Genomic DNA, 16,063 nt, shown 5'->3' with positions numbered 1-16,063 from the left:
ATGGCAGATACGGTCCGCCTGAACCTGGATGACGCGGTTTCGCTCTGCACGCGGGCGGCCATGGCGGCCGGCGCCAGCGAGGAAACCGCGGCCGCGCTGGCGAAATCGGTGGTTGTCGCCGAAGCCAAGGGCGTCGAGGCGGTGGGCCTGTCGCATTTCCTCGACTATCTCGACGCGCTGGACGCCGGGCGCATCGACGGCCGCGCCGAGCCTGTCATTACAAGGCCGTCGCTTGCCGTCTTCGTCTCGGACGCCAATGGAGGCGCCGCCCACACCGGCTTCGACCGCGCCTTCGGCGATCTCGCCAAGGCGGCGCGGCTGTTCGGCGTGGCGATCTTTTCGCAAAGGAACGCCTTCACCTGCGGCGAGCTCGGCTATTTCACCGCCCGGCTGGCCGGCGAGGGGCTCGTCTCCTTCGCCGCAACCAACGGCCCGGCCCTGCTGGCCGGCGCCGGCGCCACCAAACCGGTCTATTGCACCAACCCGATGTCGTTCGCCGCGCCGGTGGAGAACAGCGCCCCGCTGGTCATCGACCAGTCGTCGAGCGCGACCGCCTTCGTCAGCATCCGCAAGGCGGCTGAGGAAGGCCGCGAGATACCTGCTGGCTGGGCGCTCGATGCCCAGGGCAGGCCGACCACCGATCCGGCCGCGGCGATGAAGGGAGCGCTGCTCGCCTTCGGGGGAAACCGCGGCGCCAACATCGCTCTTATGGTCGAGGTGCTGGCCGCCGGCCTCTCCGGCGCCAACTGGTCGCTCGACGCGCCCTCCTTCTCGGAAGGCCGCGAAAGCCCGGGGACCGGCCTCTTCGTGCTGGCCATCGATCCCAAGCTGATCGATCCGGATTTTTCGGCGCGGCTCAAGGCGCAGCTTGATCGGCTGGCATCCGACTACCGGGTTCACCTGCCGGGCGTGTCGCGCGGCAAGGCAAAAATGCTCGCCAAGGCGCTCGGGATCGACGTTCCGGCAGACATCGTCAGGCGCATCACAGCAGTCGCCGAGCGGACATAGGTTTCGCCGACCGGCGTGATCGTTGAACGGACTGTCAACGGTGGGGTCCTCTGCCTCAAGCCTTCGTTACTTGACCGTGCTCGTCATGATGGGTGGTTGTGCAGTGCACAATCAGGAGATCCGCATGACCGACATCGTCGACCGCAATGCCAGCCCCCGCCTCGTCATTCCGCCGCTCGGCCGGCTCTATGCCGCGCTTGGCGACACCGCCGAGACCGTCCTGCGCGTCGTCGCCGGCCTGGCGCTGGTCACCCATGGCTGGGGCAAGATCGCCAACCCGTTCGGTGCGGCTGGCATGGTCGAAAGCCTCGGCTTCTATCCGGGCGCGTTCTGGTCGCTGATGCTGGCGCTCACCGAATTCTTCGGCGGCATGCTGATCGCCATAGGCTTGCTGACCCGGCCGGCTTCCTTCGCGGCGATGTTCGTGCTGCTCGTCACCGTCTATTTCCACTGGATCGTGCGCAGCGAAGGCTATGCCGGTGCGGAGAAGTCGATCCTCTGGGCGGCGATCTTCTCCTTTTTCGCCATCCGCGGCGCAAACCGGCATTCGGTCGACGCGAAGCTCGGCAAGGAATTCTAGGGCGTCGGTTGCGGCCTGGCCGGCGGGCGCCTTTGACCTGCCGGCATCTTTGCCTTTCCCGCAAAACCGACTAAGAGACGGGCTCGAAGCCAAGCGTCGCCAGAAGACCTTGTGGCGTTACCGGAGCCAGCCATGACCGAAATCCTCGAGACCCCGAAACTCGTCACCGTTTTCGGAGGTTCGGGCTTCATCGGCCGGCATGTGGTGCGCGCGCTGGCCAAGCGCGGCTACCGCATCCGCGTGGCCACCCGGCGGCCGGAACTCGCCGGCCACGTGCAGCCGCTCGGCAATGTCGGGCAGATCCAGCCGGTGCAGGCCAATCTCAGGATGCGCTGGTCGGTCGACCGGGCGGTCGAGGGCGCCGACCATGTCATCAACCTCGTCGGCATCCTCTACAGCTCCGGCGCGCAGACCTTTTCGGCCGTGCAGGTCGACGGCGCCCGCAACGTCGCCGAGGCGGCCAAGGCCGCCGGCGCCGGGCTGACGCATGGTTCGGCGATCGGCGCGGACGCCGATTCGCCATCCGTCTATGCCCGCACCAAGGCTGCGGGCGAGAAGGCCGTCTTCGAGACGGTGAAGGACGCGGTGGTGTTCCGCCCCTCCATCGTCTTCGGCCCCGAGGACCAGTTCTTCAACCGCTTCGCCGACATGGCGCGGTATTCGCCCGTGCTGCCGCTGATCGGCGGCGGCACGACGAAATTCCAGCCGGTCTTCGTCGGCGACGTCGCCGAGGCGGTCGCGCGCTCGGTCGACGGCGCAGTCGAGGGCGGCAGGGTCTATGAGCTCGGCGGCCCCAACGTGATGACGTTCCGCCAGTGCATGGAGGAGATGCTCGAGGTCATCGAACGCAAGCGCCTGCTCGTGCCGATGCCGTGGTGGCTGGCCGAGATCCAGGGCGCGGTGCTCGGCCTCCTGCCCAAGCCGCTGCTGACGCGCGACCAGGTGACGCTGCTTAAGACCGACAATGTCGTGTCGCGGCAGGCGGAGGAGGGACGGCGCACCTTTGCCGGCCTCGGCATCCATCCGCAGTCGACCGCATCGGTGCTGCCGAGCTATCTCTGGCGCTACCGCACCGCCGGCCAGTTCACCCGCAAAAGCGAGGCGTAAGGGCGCCCTGCCAAGGTGGAGACGCTCGCCGCCCTCCTGCCATCAGGCATGGAGCCATGGGTCGCGGCGCTGCTCATCGTCGCCAGTAGCTTCACTTCGGCCATCACCGCCGCCTTCGGCATAGGCGGCGGCATGGCCATGCTGGCGCTGATGGGCTTGTTCGTGCCCGTCGCCTCGCTGATCCCCGTTCACGGCGCCGTCCAGCTCGGCTCCAACAGCGGCCGCGCCTGGCACCAGCGCGCCTTCGTGCGGATGGACGTGGCGAAGCCGTTCATCGCCGGCACCGTCGTCGGCGCGGTCCTCGGCGTGTTCCTGGTCGTGCAGCTTCCGGACGCGCTGCTGAAGCTCGTGCTCGGCGGCTTCATCCTGCTGCTCACCTGGGCCAGAATCCCGGGCATCGACCGGCTGACCAAGGTCGGGCTTGCTCTGGCGAGCGTCGCGCTTGCCATGCTCTCGATGCTGGTCGGGGTGACCGGCCCGCTGGTCGCGGTGCTGTTCGCGCAGTTTTTCCACAACGACCGCAAGGCGCTGATCGCCACCAGCGCGGTCAGCCTGACCACCCAGCATCTCCTGAAGATCGTCGTCTTCGGCATTGCCGGATTCGCCTTCTGGGAATGGCTGCCGCTGATCGCCGCCATGATCCTGTCCGGCTTCGTCGGGACCGTCTACGGAACGTCGCTGCTCGAGCGCATGCCGGAAAAGACGTTCCGCGTGTGGTTCAAGATCGGCATCACGCTGCTGGCGCTCGACCTGCTGCGGCGCGGGCTCATGGCGCTCTAGAGCAATTCCAGCAAAAGTGCGCAGCGGTTTTGCGTCCGGAACTGCGTAAAAACAAATAGATAGAGCGGTTCCGCGATTCTGGGAAAGCTGGAAACGCTCTAGCGCCTGCTATCCCCAGATGTAGAGGGCGGCGAGGCCGACCGCGCCGACGATCAGCCGCCACCAGGCGAACAGCGCAAAACCGTGCCGCGACACATAGTCGAGCAGATAACGCACGACGATCACCGCCATGACGAAGGCGGCAACGAAGCCGACGCCGATCACCGGCAGGTCGGCGGCCGACAGCACGTCGCGGTTCTTGTAGAGGTCATAGGCGAAGGCGCCGGCCATGGTCGGCATGGCGAGGAAGAAGGAGAACTCCGCCGCCGAGCGCTTGTCCGTGCCCATCAGCAGCGCGCCGACGATGGTCGAGCCGGACCGCGAGGTGCCGGGAATGAGCGCCAGGCACTGGAACAGCCCGATCTTCAGGCAGAGCGACAGCGGGAACTCCATCACGTCGTGGTATTTCGGCTTGAGTTCCAGCCTGTCGACCCACAGGAGCACGAGCCCGCCGAGCAGAAGCATGACGCAGATCAGCTTCGGCGTCTCGAACAGCACCGTCTTGATGAAGCTGTGGCCGATGACGCCGAGGAAGGCCGCGGGAAGGAAGGCGAGCAGGATGCCGAACACGAAGCGGCGCGTGCGGCCGTCGCTGGGGAAATCGACCAGCAGCTTGATCAGGCGGCCGGAATAGACGGTCAGGATCGCCAGGATCGCGCCGAGCTGGATCAGGATCTCGAAGGCCTTGCCGGTCGATTCGAAGCCGAGGAAATGCCCGGCCAGCAATATGTGGCCGGTCGACGACACCGGGATGAATTCGGTCAGACCTTCGAGCAGGCCGAGCACCAGGGCATCGATGAGAGACTGATTTTCCATGATTTCCCTTATCTACGGGAACGGGTGCAATTGCTTGTCACGGCGCGGAACCGGCCCTATAGGTCGATCGGCCGCGGCGATCCCGGAATCGGGCGCGCAAGATTTAGCGGCGCAGCCTCCGCGAGGCCAGACGCATTTTCAGTTTTATAACGCGGGATCATGCTGACGCTTTTTCATCATCCGATGTTCGCGACCTGCCGTTTCGTCCGCCTGGCGTTCGGCGAGTTCAACGAGGAACTGGCGCTGATCGAGGAGAAGCCGTGGACGCGGCGCAAGGAATTCTTGGCGCTGAACGCCGCCGGTACGCTGCCGGTGCTGCTCGCGGAAGGTGACGTGCCGATCATCGGCGCGCATGTTATTGCCGAATATCTCGATGAGACACGCGGCGTATTGAAGCGCGACCGGAGGTTGCTGGCCGAAGACCCGATGGACCGCGCCGAGATCCGCCGCCTGGCCGACTGGTATCTGGTCAAGACCGAGGCCGAGGTGACGCGCCACCTGGTGCGCGAGCGCGTGCTGAAGCCGTTGATGCCGGAAGCGCTCGGCGGCGGCTCGCCCGATTCGGCGGCTATCCGCGCGGCGCGCGCCAATGTGCGCCAGCACATGAAATACACCAACTGGCTGGCCGGCACGCGCCACTGGCTCGCCGGCCCGCGCATCACCTATGCCGACCTCGCCGCCGCCGCGTCGCTGTCGATCCTCGATTACCTCGGGGAAATCGACTGGAGCGGCCACAGCGCGGCGCGCGAATGGTACACGCGCATGAAGTCGCGGCCGTCCTTCCGGCCGCTGCTCGCCGATCGGGTCCGGGGCCTGTCCCCGGTATCGCATTATGCGGACCTCGACTTCTAGCAGGGCCGCAAAAGGCGAGACGCTGCGGCAGATGATCGGCCGGCAGGCGAGGCTGGCCGGCTTCGACGCTGTTGCCGTGACGTCACCCGACGCCATTCCGCTCGCGCCGGCAAGGCTGAAGGAGTTCGTCGCCGACGGTTTCCACGGTTCGATGGGCTGGATCGCCGAGACGCTGGAGCGGCGCGCCGATCCCAGGACGCTCTGGCCGGAGGTGCGCTCGATCATCGTGCTCGCCATGAACTACGGCCCCGACCACGATCCGCGCGAGGTTCTGGAAAAGCGCGACCGCGGCGCGATCTCGGTCTATGCGCAGAACCGCGACTATCACGACATCATCAAGGGCAGGCTGAAGGAGATCGCCGGGCGCATCGTCGCCAGGGCCGGCGGCGACGTGAAGGTGTTCGTGGACACCGCGCCGGTGATGGAGAAGCCGCTCGCCGAAGCCGCCGGCGTCGGCTGGCAGGGCAAGCATTCGAACCTCGTCAGCCGCGAATTCGGATCGTGGCTGTTCCTCGGCTCGATCTTCACCACGGCCGAGATCGAGCCTGACACCGCAGAGGAAGACCATTGCGGCTCCTGCCGCGCCTGCCTGGACGCCTGCCCGACAGACGCCTTCCCGGCGCCCTACCGGCTCGATGCGCGGCGCTGCATCTCCTACCTCACGATCGAGAACAAGGGGCCGATCCCGCACGAATTCCGCGAGGCCATCGGCAACCGCATCTATGGCTGCGACGACTGCCTCGCCGCCTGCCCCTGGAACAAGTTTGCCCGCCAGGCGTCCGAAGCGAAGCTCGCGGCGCGAGACGACCTGCGCGAACCGAAACTCGCCGAGCTTCTGGCGCTCGACGACGCGGCGTTCCGCTCGCTGTTCTCGGGATCGCCGGTAAAGCGCATCGGACGCGACCGTTTTTTGCGTAACGTGCTGATCGCTGCGGGAAACTCGGGCGACGCCGCGCTCGCCGCCCGTTGCCGCGAACTGCTTGAAGATCCCTCGCCACTGGTGCGCGGCGCGGCGGTGTGGGCGCTGTCACGGCTTCTTGAACCGGCTGAACTGGCGAAACTTGCAGCGAGCGCTCAGGAATCCGACGAATCCGTCCGTGCCGAATGGCGGTAGTGTCTCAGTTTGAAAATGAGGCCGTTCCCATGCTTGATGCGTTCACGACGGACCGGCTCCGGATACAGCGGCTCACACCAGACGACGCTGAGGAGCTAGCTGCAATCAGCAACGTGCCTGAAGTTTATCAGTGGATGGCCTTTATGGAAGGCGGGTTACCCACCGCGAAAGCGGCGGCGCTCATTGCCGCCCAAGAGGAAACCAAGGAGTTCTTCTTCGCTGTTCGGCTCGCGAATGGCCCAATGATCGGTGCTGTAGGCGTAATCGATCATCCTGACCAAACCATCGAGATTGGCTACTGGCTAGGTGTGGACCATCAGAAAAAGGGATACGCATACGAGGCTCTTCAAGGTTTGCTTGAGCAGATCGCCACTAGACCGTCGCTTGCTTCAAGGCCGATCATCGCTGAAACACATCCAGATAATTCAGCCTCCATTGGACTACTGACCAAGGCGGGTTTTCGGGCAACTGGTCGGCCAGGCCCCCGCCCGAATCGGATCGAGTTCGCATTCGGACATGGGAATTCAAACTGAGACACTACCCGAATGGCTGGCTGCTTCACTCCCATCCCACGACTGGTCAACGCATGACATCACGCTTCTTCATCCTCGGCGCCGGCTATTCAGCGAAAGCTTTTGCGGCCACACGCAGCGATCCAACGATCGACATCGCCGGCACGACGCGCTCGACCGAAAAGTTCGATGCGCTCAGACGCGTGGGGATCGAACCGATCCTTTTCGACGGGGAAGAGTTTTCGCCCGATCTGCTGAAGTCGCTGGGCGAGGCGACGCATCTCATTGTCTCGATCTCGCCCGAAGAAGGCGGCGATCCGGTGGTCGAAATGGTTGGAGGCGATCTGGCGAGACTGACGCCACAGCTTCGCTGGATCGGCTACCTCTCCACCGTGGGAGTCTACGGCAACTACGATGGGGGCTGGGTCGACGAAACCGGCCAATGCCGGCCGGTGTCGAAACGCTCCCAGCTGCGCCTCGAAGCCGAAAACCAGTGGCTGGCGCTGGGCGAAAAGGCCGGCGTGCCCGTCGCAGTGCTCAGGCTGTCCGGCATCTACGGGCCGGGCCGCAATGCGTTAGTCAATCTCCGGAGCGGCACGGCCAAGCGCCTGATAAAACCCGGCCAGGTGTTCAACCGCATCCATGCCGCCGACATAGCCGGCGCGCTCTGGCATCTGGCGGAGCGCGACCTCGGCGGGGTCTTCAACGTCACCGACGACGAGCCGGGGCCCCCGCAGGACGTGGTGACTTACGCCGCCGGATTGATGGGGGTCGAGCCGCCGCCGGAGATTCCTTTCGCCTCTGCCCAACTTTCGCCCATGGCGCGGTCTTTCTATGGCGAGAACAAGCGCGTCTCGAACGCGGCGCTCAAGGGGACCGGCTATCGATTTCGTCATCCCGACTACCGCTCGGCCTTCGATGCCATGTGGGCGACGGGCGATTGGAAGGGCGAAGGCGAGAGCGACGCAAGGAGCCCGATGAAGCGCTAGACGGACGCGAGATGGGCTTCGAGGATCGCGAAAGCGCGCGATCGACGGTGGCGTGGGGCGTTTACGGTTGGGTAACCATCGGGGTCCAGGGTCGGGGCCGGAGAAAGGCTGGGACAGCCCATGAAGACACTTCTGACATCCGTGCTGAAGCTTGCGGCCGTCGCGGTCGCCGCTTTCGCCATGTCCGGCATCGAGGCGCCGCAGGCCGGCGCCGAGGAGCTTGCGAAAAACCTGTTCGGCCACCAACCGCTGCCGGCCGCCATCCCGGCTAAATCCTATGGCTTCTATTCGAAGGGCTGTTTCTCGGGCGGCGTCGCCATCCCGACGGACGGGCCGACCTGGCAGGCCATGCGCCTCTCGCGCAACCGCCGCTGGGGCCATCCGACGATGATCGCGCTGATCGAGAAGCTGTCGCGCGACGCCGCCGAGAAGGACGGCTGGCCGGGGCTGCTCATCGGCGACATCTCGCAGCCGCGCGGCGGCCCGATGCTGACCGGTCACGCCTCGCACCAGATCGGCCTTGACGCGGATATCTGGCTCAACCCGATGCCGGGCCGCACATTGTCGGTGAGCGAGCGCGAGAACATCAGCGCCGTCTCGATGATCAAGAAGGGCGGGCTGACCGTCAACGAGAAGGTCTGGACGCCGGCGCATGCCCGGCTGCTCAGGCGCGCTGCGAGCTACCCGGAAGTCGAGCGCATCCTCGTCCACCCCGGTATCAAGAAGAAGCTCTGCGACACGGTGACGGGCGACCGCTCCTGGCTGCGCAAGGTGCGTCCGTTCTGGGGCCATGACTACCATTTCCACATCCGCATCGGCTGCCAGCCGGGCTCCACCGGCTGCAAGTCGCAACCGGCGACCGCGCCCGGCGACGGCTGCGACAAGTCGCTCGCCTGGTGGTTCACCGAGGAGCCGTGGCGGCCGAACAAGAACCCGGATGCGCCCAAGGCGCGCGACGTGATGAAGATGTCGGCGCTGCCGAAGGAATGCCGCATGGTGCTCAATGCGCCGGCGCCGGCATCCGAGATGGCTGCTACCTTCGGAGGCGGCGGCAGTGGTGGTAGTGGCGTCGATGGCGGCGCGTCGATTGCGTCGGTCATCGAGTCCGCCGGGGAAATCGTGCCGCGGCCGGGCGTGTCGATCGGCGCCAGCGCCTACCTGCCGGCCGAGGGCGTCGCCGTGCCGCTGCCCGACTGGCGGCCGGATCAATGACGGCAGGGGCGCAGGGTGTTTCCTGCGCCGCGCCGCTCGCGGACAATACACGTCGGCTTGCCGGCCGATCCCGCCGGCGATGCACTTTCGTTGCGGACGGGCTTGTCAAAGCGCGTGAATGTTCCTCTTATCTCGCCGCATTCAGCGGGATGCGGCGAGCGGCGCGATTGTCTGGCGTCATCGCCGTGATGATATGAGCCCGGTCCGGGCCAGCGCATTGGGAGGGACTTCATGCCGGCAAGCGACTACGAGATTCTGGACGCGCGTTTCGGGAAACTGGTCAACGGAAACGCCGGCGTCCGCCAGCTCTATACGGGATGCCAGTGGGCGGAAGGCCCGGTCTGGTTCGCCGCCGGCCGCTATCTTCTCTGGTCGGACATCCCCAACAACCGCATCCTGCGCTACGACGAGACGGACGGCGGCGTCAGCGTGTTCCGCCAACCCTGCGGCAACACCAACGGCCACACGGTCGACCGGCAGGGCAGGCTCGTCTCCTGCGAGCATTCCGGCCGCCGGGTGAGCCGCACCGAGTTCGACGGCTCGATAACGACCATCGCCGACAGCTGGCAGGGCAAGCGCCTCAATTCGCCCAACGACGCAGTCGTCAAGTCGGACGGATCGATCTGGTTCACCGACCCGGCCTACGGCATCGACACGGACTATGAGGGCGACAAGGCCGAGAGCGAGATCGGCGCCTGCCATGTCTACCGGGTCGATCCGGGGACGGGAAAGGTCGACGCCGTCATCACCGACATGGTGCGGCCGAACGGGCTGGCCTTCTCCCTCGACGAATCGAAGCTCTACGTCGCGGATACGGGCCGCACCCATGTGCCGGACCATCCGGCCCACATGCTCGTCTTCAACGTCGCGGCCGGCGGCAAGAAGGTGCGCGGCGGCAAGGTCTTCGCCGAGTGCACGGCCGGCCTCTTCGACGGCTTCCGGCTGGACGAGGAAGGCAATGTCTGGACGAGCGCCGCCGACGGCGTCCATTGCTACGCGCCGGACGGGACGCTGATCGGCAAGGTGAAGGTGCCGGAGGTGGTCGCCAATGTCTGCTTCGGCGGCTCCAAGCGCAACGACCTCTACATTGCAGGCACGACCTCGCTCTACATGGTCCGCCTGATGGTCAACGGCGCAAAGACCTACTGAGATCGGCCGGCGGGGTCGGTTCCGTGACCCGCCCCGCCCGATCTTCCATTCGCTCCACCGGTCGCGCGATGGTCGGCAATGTCTGACACCCTCCATAGCCTGATCGAGCAATACGGGCTGATCGCCGTCTTCGCCGGCTGCCTGGCGGAAGGCGAGACGGCGGCGATCGTCGCCGGCTTCTTCGCGCATCAGGGCGTGTTCGTGCCGTGGCAGGCCTTCATGGCCGTCTTCCTCGGCGCATTCGGCGGTGACGCGGCCTTCTTCCTGTGCGGCCGCCGCTTCGCAGACAGGCCGTTCGTGCAGCGGCTGCGGGCGAAGCCAGGTTTCGATCGCGCCTTCGACCTGATGCAGCGCTATCCGACGCTCTATGTACTCGGCAACCGCTACGTCTACGGCTTCCGGCTGGTCGGCGGCGTGGCGGCTGGCCTGTCGGGCATCGCAGCGCCGAAATTCGTGGTCCTCAATGCCTTGTCCGCGCTCATCTGGACGACCCTGTTCGGCGGCATCGGCTATGTCTTCGGCCTCGGCGCGGAGCATATCGTCGGCGATACGCTGCACCGGCACCAGCGCCTGCTGATCGGGCTCGGCATCGGCGTCGTCGCCGGTGTCGGCGGCTGGTACGTCGCCCATCGCCTCAGCCGCCGCGCCACCAGGATCCCGCCCCAGTAAGCGCGGTCTTTCCCGTCGCGGCCCGGCCGGCCTTGGTGTAGTGGTAGGCCTAGGGCAGGTACTGCGGGGAAAAGCATGACCGGACGGCAGAAGGTTGCGTTCAATGCGCTTCCCGTGGCCACCCTGCTGCTAGCGGTGACCCTGCAGCTCGGCATCGTCTCGGCGCAGCATGCGGCGGTTCCGGTCCGGCTCGTTCTCTCGCTGCTGGCGATCGGGCTGGTGTTCGCGGCGGTTTTCGCGGCCCTGCACCACGCCGAGGCGATCGCGCACCGCATCGGCGAACCCTATGGCACGCTGGTTCTCACCTTCGCGGTTACCACCATCGAAGTCTCGGTGATCGTCTCGATGATGCTGCACGGCGAGAACAACCCGACGCTGGCGCGAGAATCCGTGTTCTCCACGGTCATGATCGTCTGCGGGGGCGTCATCGGCATCTGCCTCACTTTCGGCGGGCTGCGCCACAAGCATCAGGATCTGAAGAGGCAGGGCACCAATGCCTATCTGTCGCTGCTGACGGCGCTCGCGGTGCTGACGCTCGTGCTGCCGGACTTCACGCTGTCGGTCGGCCACGGCACGTTCTCGCCCAAGCAGCTCGCCTTCGTCAGCGTGCTCTCGATCCTGCTCTACGGCAGCTTCGTCTATGCGCAGATGGGATCGCGCAAGGAGGACTTCGTCGAGGAGCTCGTGAAGGCCGACCAGGGCAGGCACATCGCTAGGGACGGGATCGCCCTCAACGTCGTCCTGCTCTTCGTCGGGCTGGCCGGCGTCGTGCTGCTGGCGGAGGATATCGCAGCGGGCGTCGAGGACGCGCTGGTCGCGCTGCAGGTCGACCGGGCCGACGCGATCGTCGGCGCCTTCATCGCGACGCTGGTGCTGCTGCCGGAATCGCTGGCGGCGATCCGGGCGTCGCTCAGGAACGAGCTGCAGCGTAGCCTGAACATCGCGCTCGGCTCCGCCTGCGCCACCATCGGTCTGACGATACCGGCCGTCGCCGCCGCGAGCCTCCTCACCGGCCGTGAGCTGACGCTCGGGCTGGATCCGGGCGACACGGTGCTGCTCCTGCTCGGGCTGGGCATAAGCATCATCAGCTTCGGCACGGGGCGCACGACCATGCTCACCGGCCTCGTGCATCTGGTCGTCTTCGGCGCCTATGTCTTCCTGATCTTTTTCCCGTGACGCCCGGCCAGGCGGCCTCGGCGCAAACGAACAGCCCGTAATTGCGCCCGGCGTAGAAAAATATTCTCCCGACTATGCCGGCCGCAGTCTTGCGTACCTCTCGCAAGACTGCCGCGTCGGCTAGTTTCCGGCAAAATCCATCCATCCGTCAGGGAGCCATCATGAACCGCCTCATTCTCGCCGGCGCGGCGCTCGCCGCCATACTCGCCGGGCCGGCCAGCGCGCAGGACAAGATCCTCAACGCGTCCTACGACGTTGCGCGCGAGCTCTTCGTCCAGGAGAACGCCGCCTTCGTGCCGCAATACAAGGCCGACACCGGCAAGGACATCTCCGTCGACCAGTCGCATGCCGGCACCTCCAAGCAGGCGCGCGCCGTCGTCGAGGGCCTCGAGGCGGACGTCGTGACCTTCAACCAGGTCATCGACATCGACTTCCTGGTCAAGAACGGCTTCGTCTCCGACGACTGGAAGAACGATTTCCCCAACAACTCGTCGCCCTGGTACTCGCTGCCGTCCTTCCTGGTGCGCGCCGGCAACCCGAAGGGCATCAAGGACTGGAACGATCTCGTCCGCGACGACGTGAAGGTGATCTTCCCGAACCCGAAGACATCGGGCAATGCGCGCTACACCTACCTCGCGGCGACGGCCTATGCGCGGGAGGCCTTCGACAATGACGAGGCGAAGGTGAAGGAGTTCGTCGCCAAGATCTTCGCCAACGTGCCGGTCTTCGACACCGGCGGCCGCGCCTCGACGACCACCTTCGTCGAGCGCGAGGTCGGCGACGTGCTGATCACCTTCGAATCGGAGACGCGCGGCATCGCCAAGGAATTCGGCGAGGACAAGTTCGAGCGCGTCACGCCGTCGGTCAGTCTGCTCGCCGAGTTCCCGGTCGCCATCGTCGACAAGGTGGTGGACAAGAAGGGCACGCGCGAAGCCGCCAAGGCCTATCTGGAATTCCTGTACAGCCCGGAAGGCCAGAAGATCGCAGCCGAGAACGGCAACCGCGTCAATGACGAGGCGGTCGCCGAGGCGTTCAAGGGCGAGTTCCCCGAGGTCCGCCTGGTGACCGTCGAGGACGTGTTCGGCGGCTGGGACAAGGCCCAGGAAGAGCATTTCGCCTCCGGCGCGCTGCTCGACCAGATCTACGGCGACCGTTGACCTGACGGTCTGTTTGGTCTTGATGGCCGGCGGGCATTGCCCGCCGGCCGCATATCGTTTTTCGCAACCGCTCCAGACGCAGAGGTCCACGTGTGAGAAGACGCGTCCTGCCCGGGCTCACCCTGTCGCTCGGGATCACTCTCTTCTATGTCGGGCTGATCGTCGTGCTGCCGCTCGGCGCACTGGTGTTCAAGGCGGCAAGCCTCGGGCCGGAGGACTACTGGCGCATCGTGTCGTCGGCGCGCGCCGTCGCCAGCTACCGCGTGACCGTGCTCTCGGCGCTCGCCGCCACCGCCTTCAACCTGGTTTTCGGCATGGCGCTCGCCTGGGTGCTGGTGCGCTACCGCTTTCCGGGACGCCGCTTGATCGACGCCATCGTCGACCTGCCTTTCGCGCTGCCGACCGCGGTCGCCGGCATCGCGCTCACCACGCTGTTCGCCCAGAACGGCTGGTTCGGCTCGGTGCTCGCCGAGGCCGGCATCAAGGTCGCCTACACGCCGCTCGGCATCATGGTGGCGATGTCCTTCACCAGCCTGCCGTTCATCGTGCGCACCGTGCAGCCGGTGCTGGAGGACCTCGACCCCGCGCTTGAGGAAGCGGCCCAGACGCTCGGCGGAAGTGACGGCGCGATCTTCATGCGCGTCATCCTGCCATTGCTCACCCCGGCGCTGCTCGCCGGCGTCTCTTTGTCCTTCGCCAGGAGCCTCGGCGAGTTCGGCGCCATCATCTTCATCGCCGGCAACCAGCCGATGGAGACGGAAATCACCGCGCTGCTCACCTTCATCCGGCTCGAGGAATACGACTACCAGGCGGCGGCCGCCATCGCTTCGGTGCTCCTGATCACCGCCTTCGTCATGCTCGCCATAACCAACCTGATGCAGGCGCGCGCGCTGCGCTATACCGAGAAGACGCGGGCATGAGCGCGCCTCTCCGCAAGAAGCCGCCGCGCGTCGGCGACACGCCGGCCGTCCGCCGCACGCTGCTCGGTTTCGTGCTCATCGTCGGTGCGTTCCTCATCCTCGCGCCGCTGCTCGTCATCCTCTACCAGGCCTTCTCGCTCGGCGTTGGCGTCTTTGCCGACACGATCGCGCATCCCGACACCCGCCATGCCATCTGGCTGACGGTCCTCACCGCGCTGATCGCGGTGCCGCTCAACACCGCCTTCGGCGTCGCCGCGGCCTGGGCGATCACCAAGTTCGATTTCTGGGGCAGGCGCTTCCTCATCGTCGTCATCGAGATCCCCTTCTCGGTCTCGCCGATCGTCGCCGGCGTCGCTTACCTCTTCGTCTACGGCCTGCAGGGTGTCTTCGGCCCGGCGCTCGACGCCGCCGGCATCAAGGTCATGTTCGCGCTGCCGGGCATCGTGCTCGCATCGATGTTCGTCACCGCCCCCTTCGTAGCGCGCGAGCTGATCCCGCTGATGCAGGCGCAGGGCCGCGACCTGGAGGAGGCCGCGACCTCGCTCGGCGCCAGCGGCTGGCGCACCTTCTTCTCGGTGACGCTGCCCAACATACGCTGGGCGCTGCTCTACGGCGTGGTGCTCTGCAACGCCCGCGTCATGGGCGAGTTCGGCGCGGTGTCGGTCGTGTCGGGCAACATACGCGGCCAGACCAACACGCTGCCTTTGCATATCGAGCTGCTCTACCACGACTACCAGACGGTGGGCGCCTTCGCGGCCGCATCGATCCTCACCGTGCTCGCCATCGTCACCATCATCGCCAAGGTTCTGCTCGAACGGCAGGGCGCCGGGCGCGCCGGAAGGCCGGCCCTCGCCTCCCCGGCGCCCGCTGCGCAAGGAAAGACGCCATGAAGATCCGCCTCGACAATGTCGTGAAGACCTTCGACACCTTCCGCGCCGTGCACGGCGTCTCGCTCGATATCGCGAGCGGCGAACTGGTCGCCCTGCTCGGTCCTTCGGGCTCCGGCAAGACGACCATCCTGCGCATGGTCGCCGGCCTCGAATATGCCGATGGCGGCCACATCTATTTCGGCGAGCAGGACGCCACCGACATTCCGGTGCGCGACCGCGGCGTCGGCTTCGTCTTCCAGCATTATGCGCTCTTCCCGCACATGACGGTGGGCGAGAACATCGCCTTCGGCATGAAGGTGTCGAAGGTGAAGCGAAGCAAACAGCAGATGGAGGCGCGGGTCGCCGAACTGCTGCGGCTGGTCAAGCTCGACAATCTTGGCGGACGCTTCCCGAGCCAGATTTCCGGCGGCCAGCGGCAGCGCGTGGCGCTCGCCCGCGCGCTCGCCGTCGACCCGAAGGTACTGCTGCTCGACGAGCCTTTCGGCGCGCTCGACGCCAATGTCAGGCGCGATCTCAGGCGCTGGCTGCGCGAGATCCACGAGGAACTCGGCATCACCACGCTCTTCGTCACGCATGATCAAGAGGAGGCGCTCGACCTTGCCGACCGCGTCGTCATCCTCAACGAAGGCAAAATTGTGCAGGAAGGCACGCCGGAGGCGGTCTGCCGCAATCCGAATTCGGCCTTCGTGATGAATTTCCTCGGGGACGCCAACCGCCTCGGCGCGACGGTGGCGAACGGCAAGGCCGAGATCGGCGGCGCATCGCTGGAGGCGGCCGGCTTCGGGGACGGGGCGGCGAGCGTCTACCTGCGCCCGCGCGACCTCGACTGGTCGGCGACCGAGCCGGGCATTGCTGCCACCGTCACCCGCGTGATCGACAAGCCGGACGGCCGCCGCATCCTGGCGAGGACGGCCGGGGGCGAGCAGGTCGAGCTCGACGTCCCGCCGGAAACCGTGGCGCGCGCGGGCGATCAAGGTTTCGTGCGCATCCACCGCGCCCGCGTCTTCGCCGAGAGCGCGTCCAACTGACGAAA

The 16,063-nt window shown here is 66.2% G+C and carries 17 protein-coding genes; 16 read left to right on the top strand and 1 reads right to left on the bottom strand.

Annotated elements, in window-relative coordinates:
- The 4 genes from D8676_RS00740 (at position 1) to D8676_RS00725 (ending at position 3,475) form a co-directional block, all read left to right on the top strand.
- A complete protein-coding gene (locus tag D8676_RS00740) occupies positions 1-1,008 on the top strand; it encodes an Ldh family oxidoreductase (RefSeq protein ID WP_121578931.1) in 1,008 nt (335 codons plus the stop codon).
- Positions 1,009-1,132: 124 nt separating this feature from the next.
- A complete protein-coding gene (locus tag D8676_RS00735; protein WP_121578930.1) occupies positions 1,133-1,588 on the top strand; it encodes a DoxX family protein in 456 nt (151 codons plus the stop codon).
- Positions 1,589-1,720: 132 nt separating this feature from the next.
- Complete coding sequence (locus D8676_RS00730; RefSeq protein ID WP_121578929.1) at positions 1,721-2,695, top strand: complex I NDUFA9 subunit family protein; 975 nt, start codon at positions 1,721-1,723, stop codon at positions 2,693-2,695.
- Positions 2,696-2,710: 15 nt separating this feature from the next.
- Positions 2,711-3,475 carry a sulfite exporter TauE/SafE family protein gene (locus D8676_RS00725; RefSeq protein ID WP_121578928.1) on the top strand — a complete coding sequence of 255 codons (765 nt, stop codon included), beginning with the start codon at positions 2,711-2,713 and terminating at the stop codon, positions 3,473-3,475.
- Between the two features lie 108 nt (positions 3,476-3,583).
- Here the strand turns inward: D8676_RS00725 and D8676_RS00720 are convergent, their stop codons facing one another.
- On the bottom strand, positions 3,584-4,390 hold the full coding sequence (locus D8676_RS00720; protein WP_121578927.1) for an undecaprenyl-diphosphate phosphatase: 807 nt from the start codon (positions 4,388-4,390) through the stop codon (positions 3,584-3,586).
- 159 nt (positions 4,391-4,549) lie between these two features.
- Between D8676_RS00720 and D8676_RS00715 the strand changes: the two genes are divergently transcribed.
- The 12 genes from D8676_RS00715 (at position 4,550) to D8676_RS00660 (ending at position 16,058) form a co-directional block, all read left to right on the top strand.
- The gene (locus tag D8676_RS00715) at positions 4,550-5,242 is read left to right on the top strand and encodes a glutathione S-transferase family protein (RefSeq protein WP_121578926.1); all 693 of its coding nucleotides are present in this window, start codon (positions 4,550-4,552) and stop codon (positions 5,240-5,242) included.
- The gene (gene queG, locus D8676_RS00710) at positions 5,223-6,356 is read left to right on the top strand and encodes a tRNA epoxyqueuosine(34) reductase QueG (protein ID WP_121578925.1); all 1,134 of its coding nucleotides are present in this window, start codon (positions 5,223-5,225) and stop codon (positions 6,354-6,356) included. The genes D8676_RS00715 and queG overlap by 20 nt, the downstream gene beginning before the upstream one ends.
- A 29-nt stretch (positions 6,357-6,385) precedes the next feature.
- Entirely contained in the window at positions 6,386-6,889 is a 504-nt protein-coding gene (locus tag D8676_RS00705; RefSeq protein WP_183096911.1) for a GNAT family N-acetyltransferase, read from the top strand.
- Positions 6,890-6,942: 53 nt separating this feature from the next.
- Complete coding sequence (locus D8676_RS00700) at positions 6,943-7,857, top strand: SDR family oxidoreductase (protein ID WP_121578923.1); 915 nt, start codon at positions 6,943-6,945, stop codon at positions 7,855-7,857.
- Between the two features lie 180 nt (positions 7,858-8,037).
- The gene (mepA, locus tag D8676_RS00695) at positions 8,038-9,069 is read left to right on the top strand and encodes a penicillin-insensitive murein endopeptidase (RefSeq protein WP_245426575.1); all 1,032 of its coding nucleotides are present in this window, start codon (positions 8,038-8,040) and stop codon (positions 9,067-9,069) included.
- 231 nt (positions 9,070-9,300) lie between these two features.
- A complete protein-coding gene (locus D8676_RS00690) occupies positions 9,301-10,218 on the top strand; it encodes an SMP-30/gluconolactonase/LRE family protein (protein ID WP_121578921.1) in 918 nt (305 codons plus the stop codon).
- Positions 10,219-10,296: 78 nt separating this feature from the next.
- Positions 10,297-10,887: a DedA family protein gene (locus D8676_RS00685; protein WP_121578920.1), complete on the top strand. Its 591-nt coding sequence runs from the start codon at positions 10,297-10,299 to the stop codon at positions 10,885-10,887.
- Between the two features lie 75 nt (positions 10,888-10,962).
- Complete coding sequence (locus tag D8676_RS00680) at positions 10,963-12,063, top strand: ionic transporter (protein ID WP_121578919.1); 1,101 nt, start codon at positions 10,963-10,965, stop codon at positions 12,061-12,063.
- Between the two features lie 161 nt (positions 12,064-12,224).
- Entirely contained in the window at positions 12,225-13,220 is a 996-nt protein-coding gene (locus D8676_RS00675) for a sulfate ABC transporter substrate-binding protein (protein ID WP_121578918.1), read from the top strand.
- Positions 13,221-13,312: 92 nt separating this feature from the next.
- Positions 13,313-14,140 (top strand): sulfate ABC transporter permease subunit CysT, encoded by an 828-nt coding sequence (cysT, locus tag D8676_RS00670; RefSeq protein ID WP_121578917.1) that lies wholly within the window; start codon positions 13,313-13,315, stop codon positions 14,138-14,140.
- The gene (cysW, locus tag D8676_RS00665) at positions 14,137-15,030 is read left to right on the top strand and encodes a sulfate ABC transporter permease subunit CysW (protein WP_121578916.1); all 894 of its coding nucleotides are present in this window, start codon (positions 14,137-14,139) and stop codon (positions 15,028-15,030) included. Before cysT ends, cysW begins: the two co-directional genes overlap by 4 nt.
- Entirely contained in the window at positions 15,027-16,058 is a 1,032-nt protein-coding gene (locus D8676_RS00660; protein WP_121578915.1) for a sulfate/molybdate ABC transporter ATP-binding protein, read from the top strand. The genes cysW and D8676_RS00660 overlap by 4 nt, the downstream gene beginning before the upstream one ends.
- Positions 16,059-16,063: the final 5 nt, after the last annotated feature.

It is taken from the genome of Mesorhizobium sp. YM1C-6-2, assembly GCF_003666685.1.
GTDB lineage: Bacteria > Pseudomonadota > Alphaproteobacteria > Rhizobiales > Rhizobiaceae > Mesorhizobium_K.
Note: the sequence above shows the minus strand (reverse complement) of the source record. Positions and strands in the feature narration are given on the sequence as shown.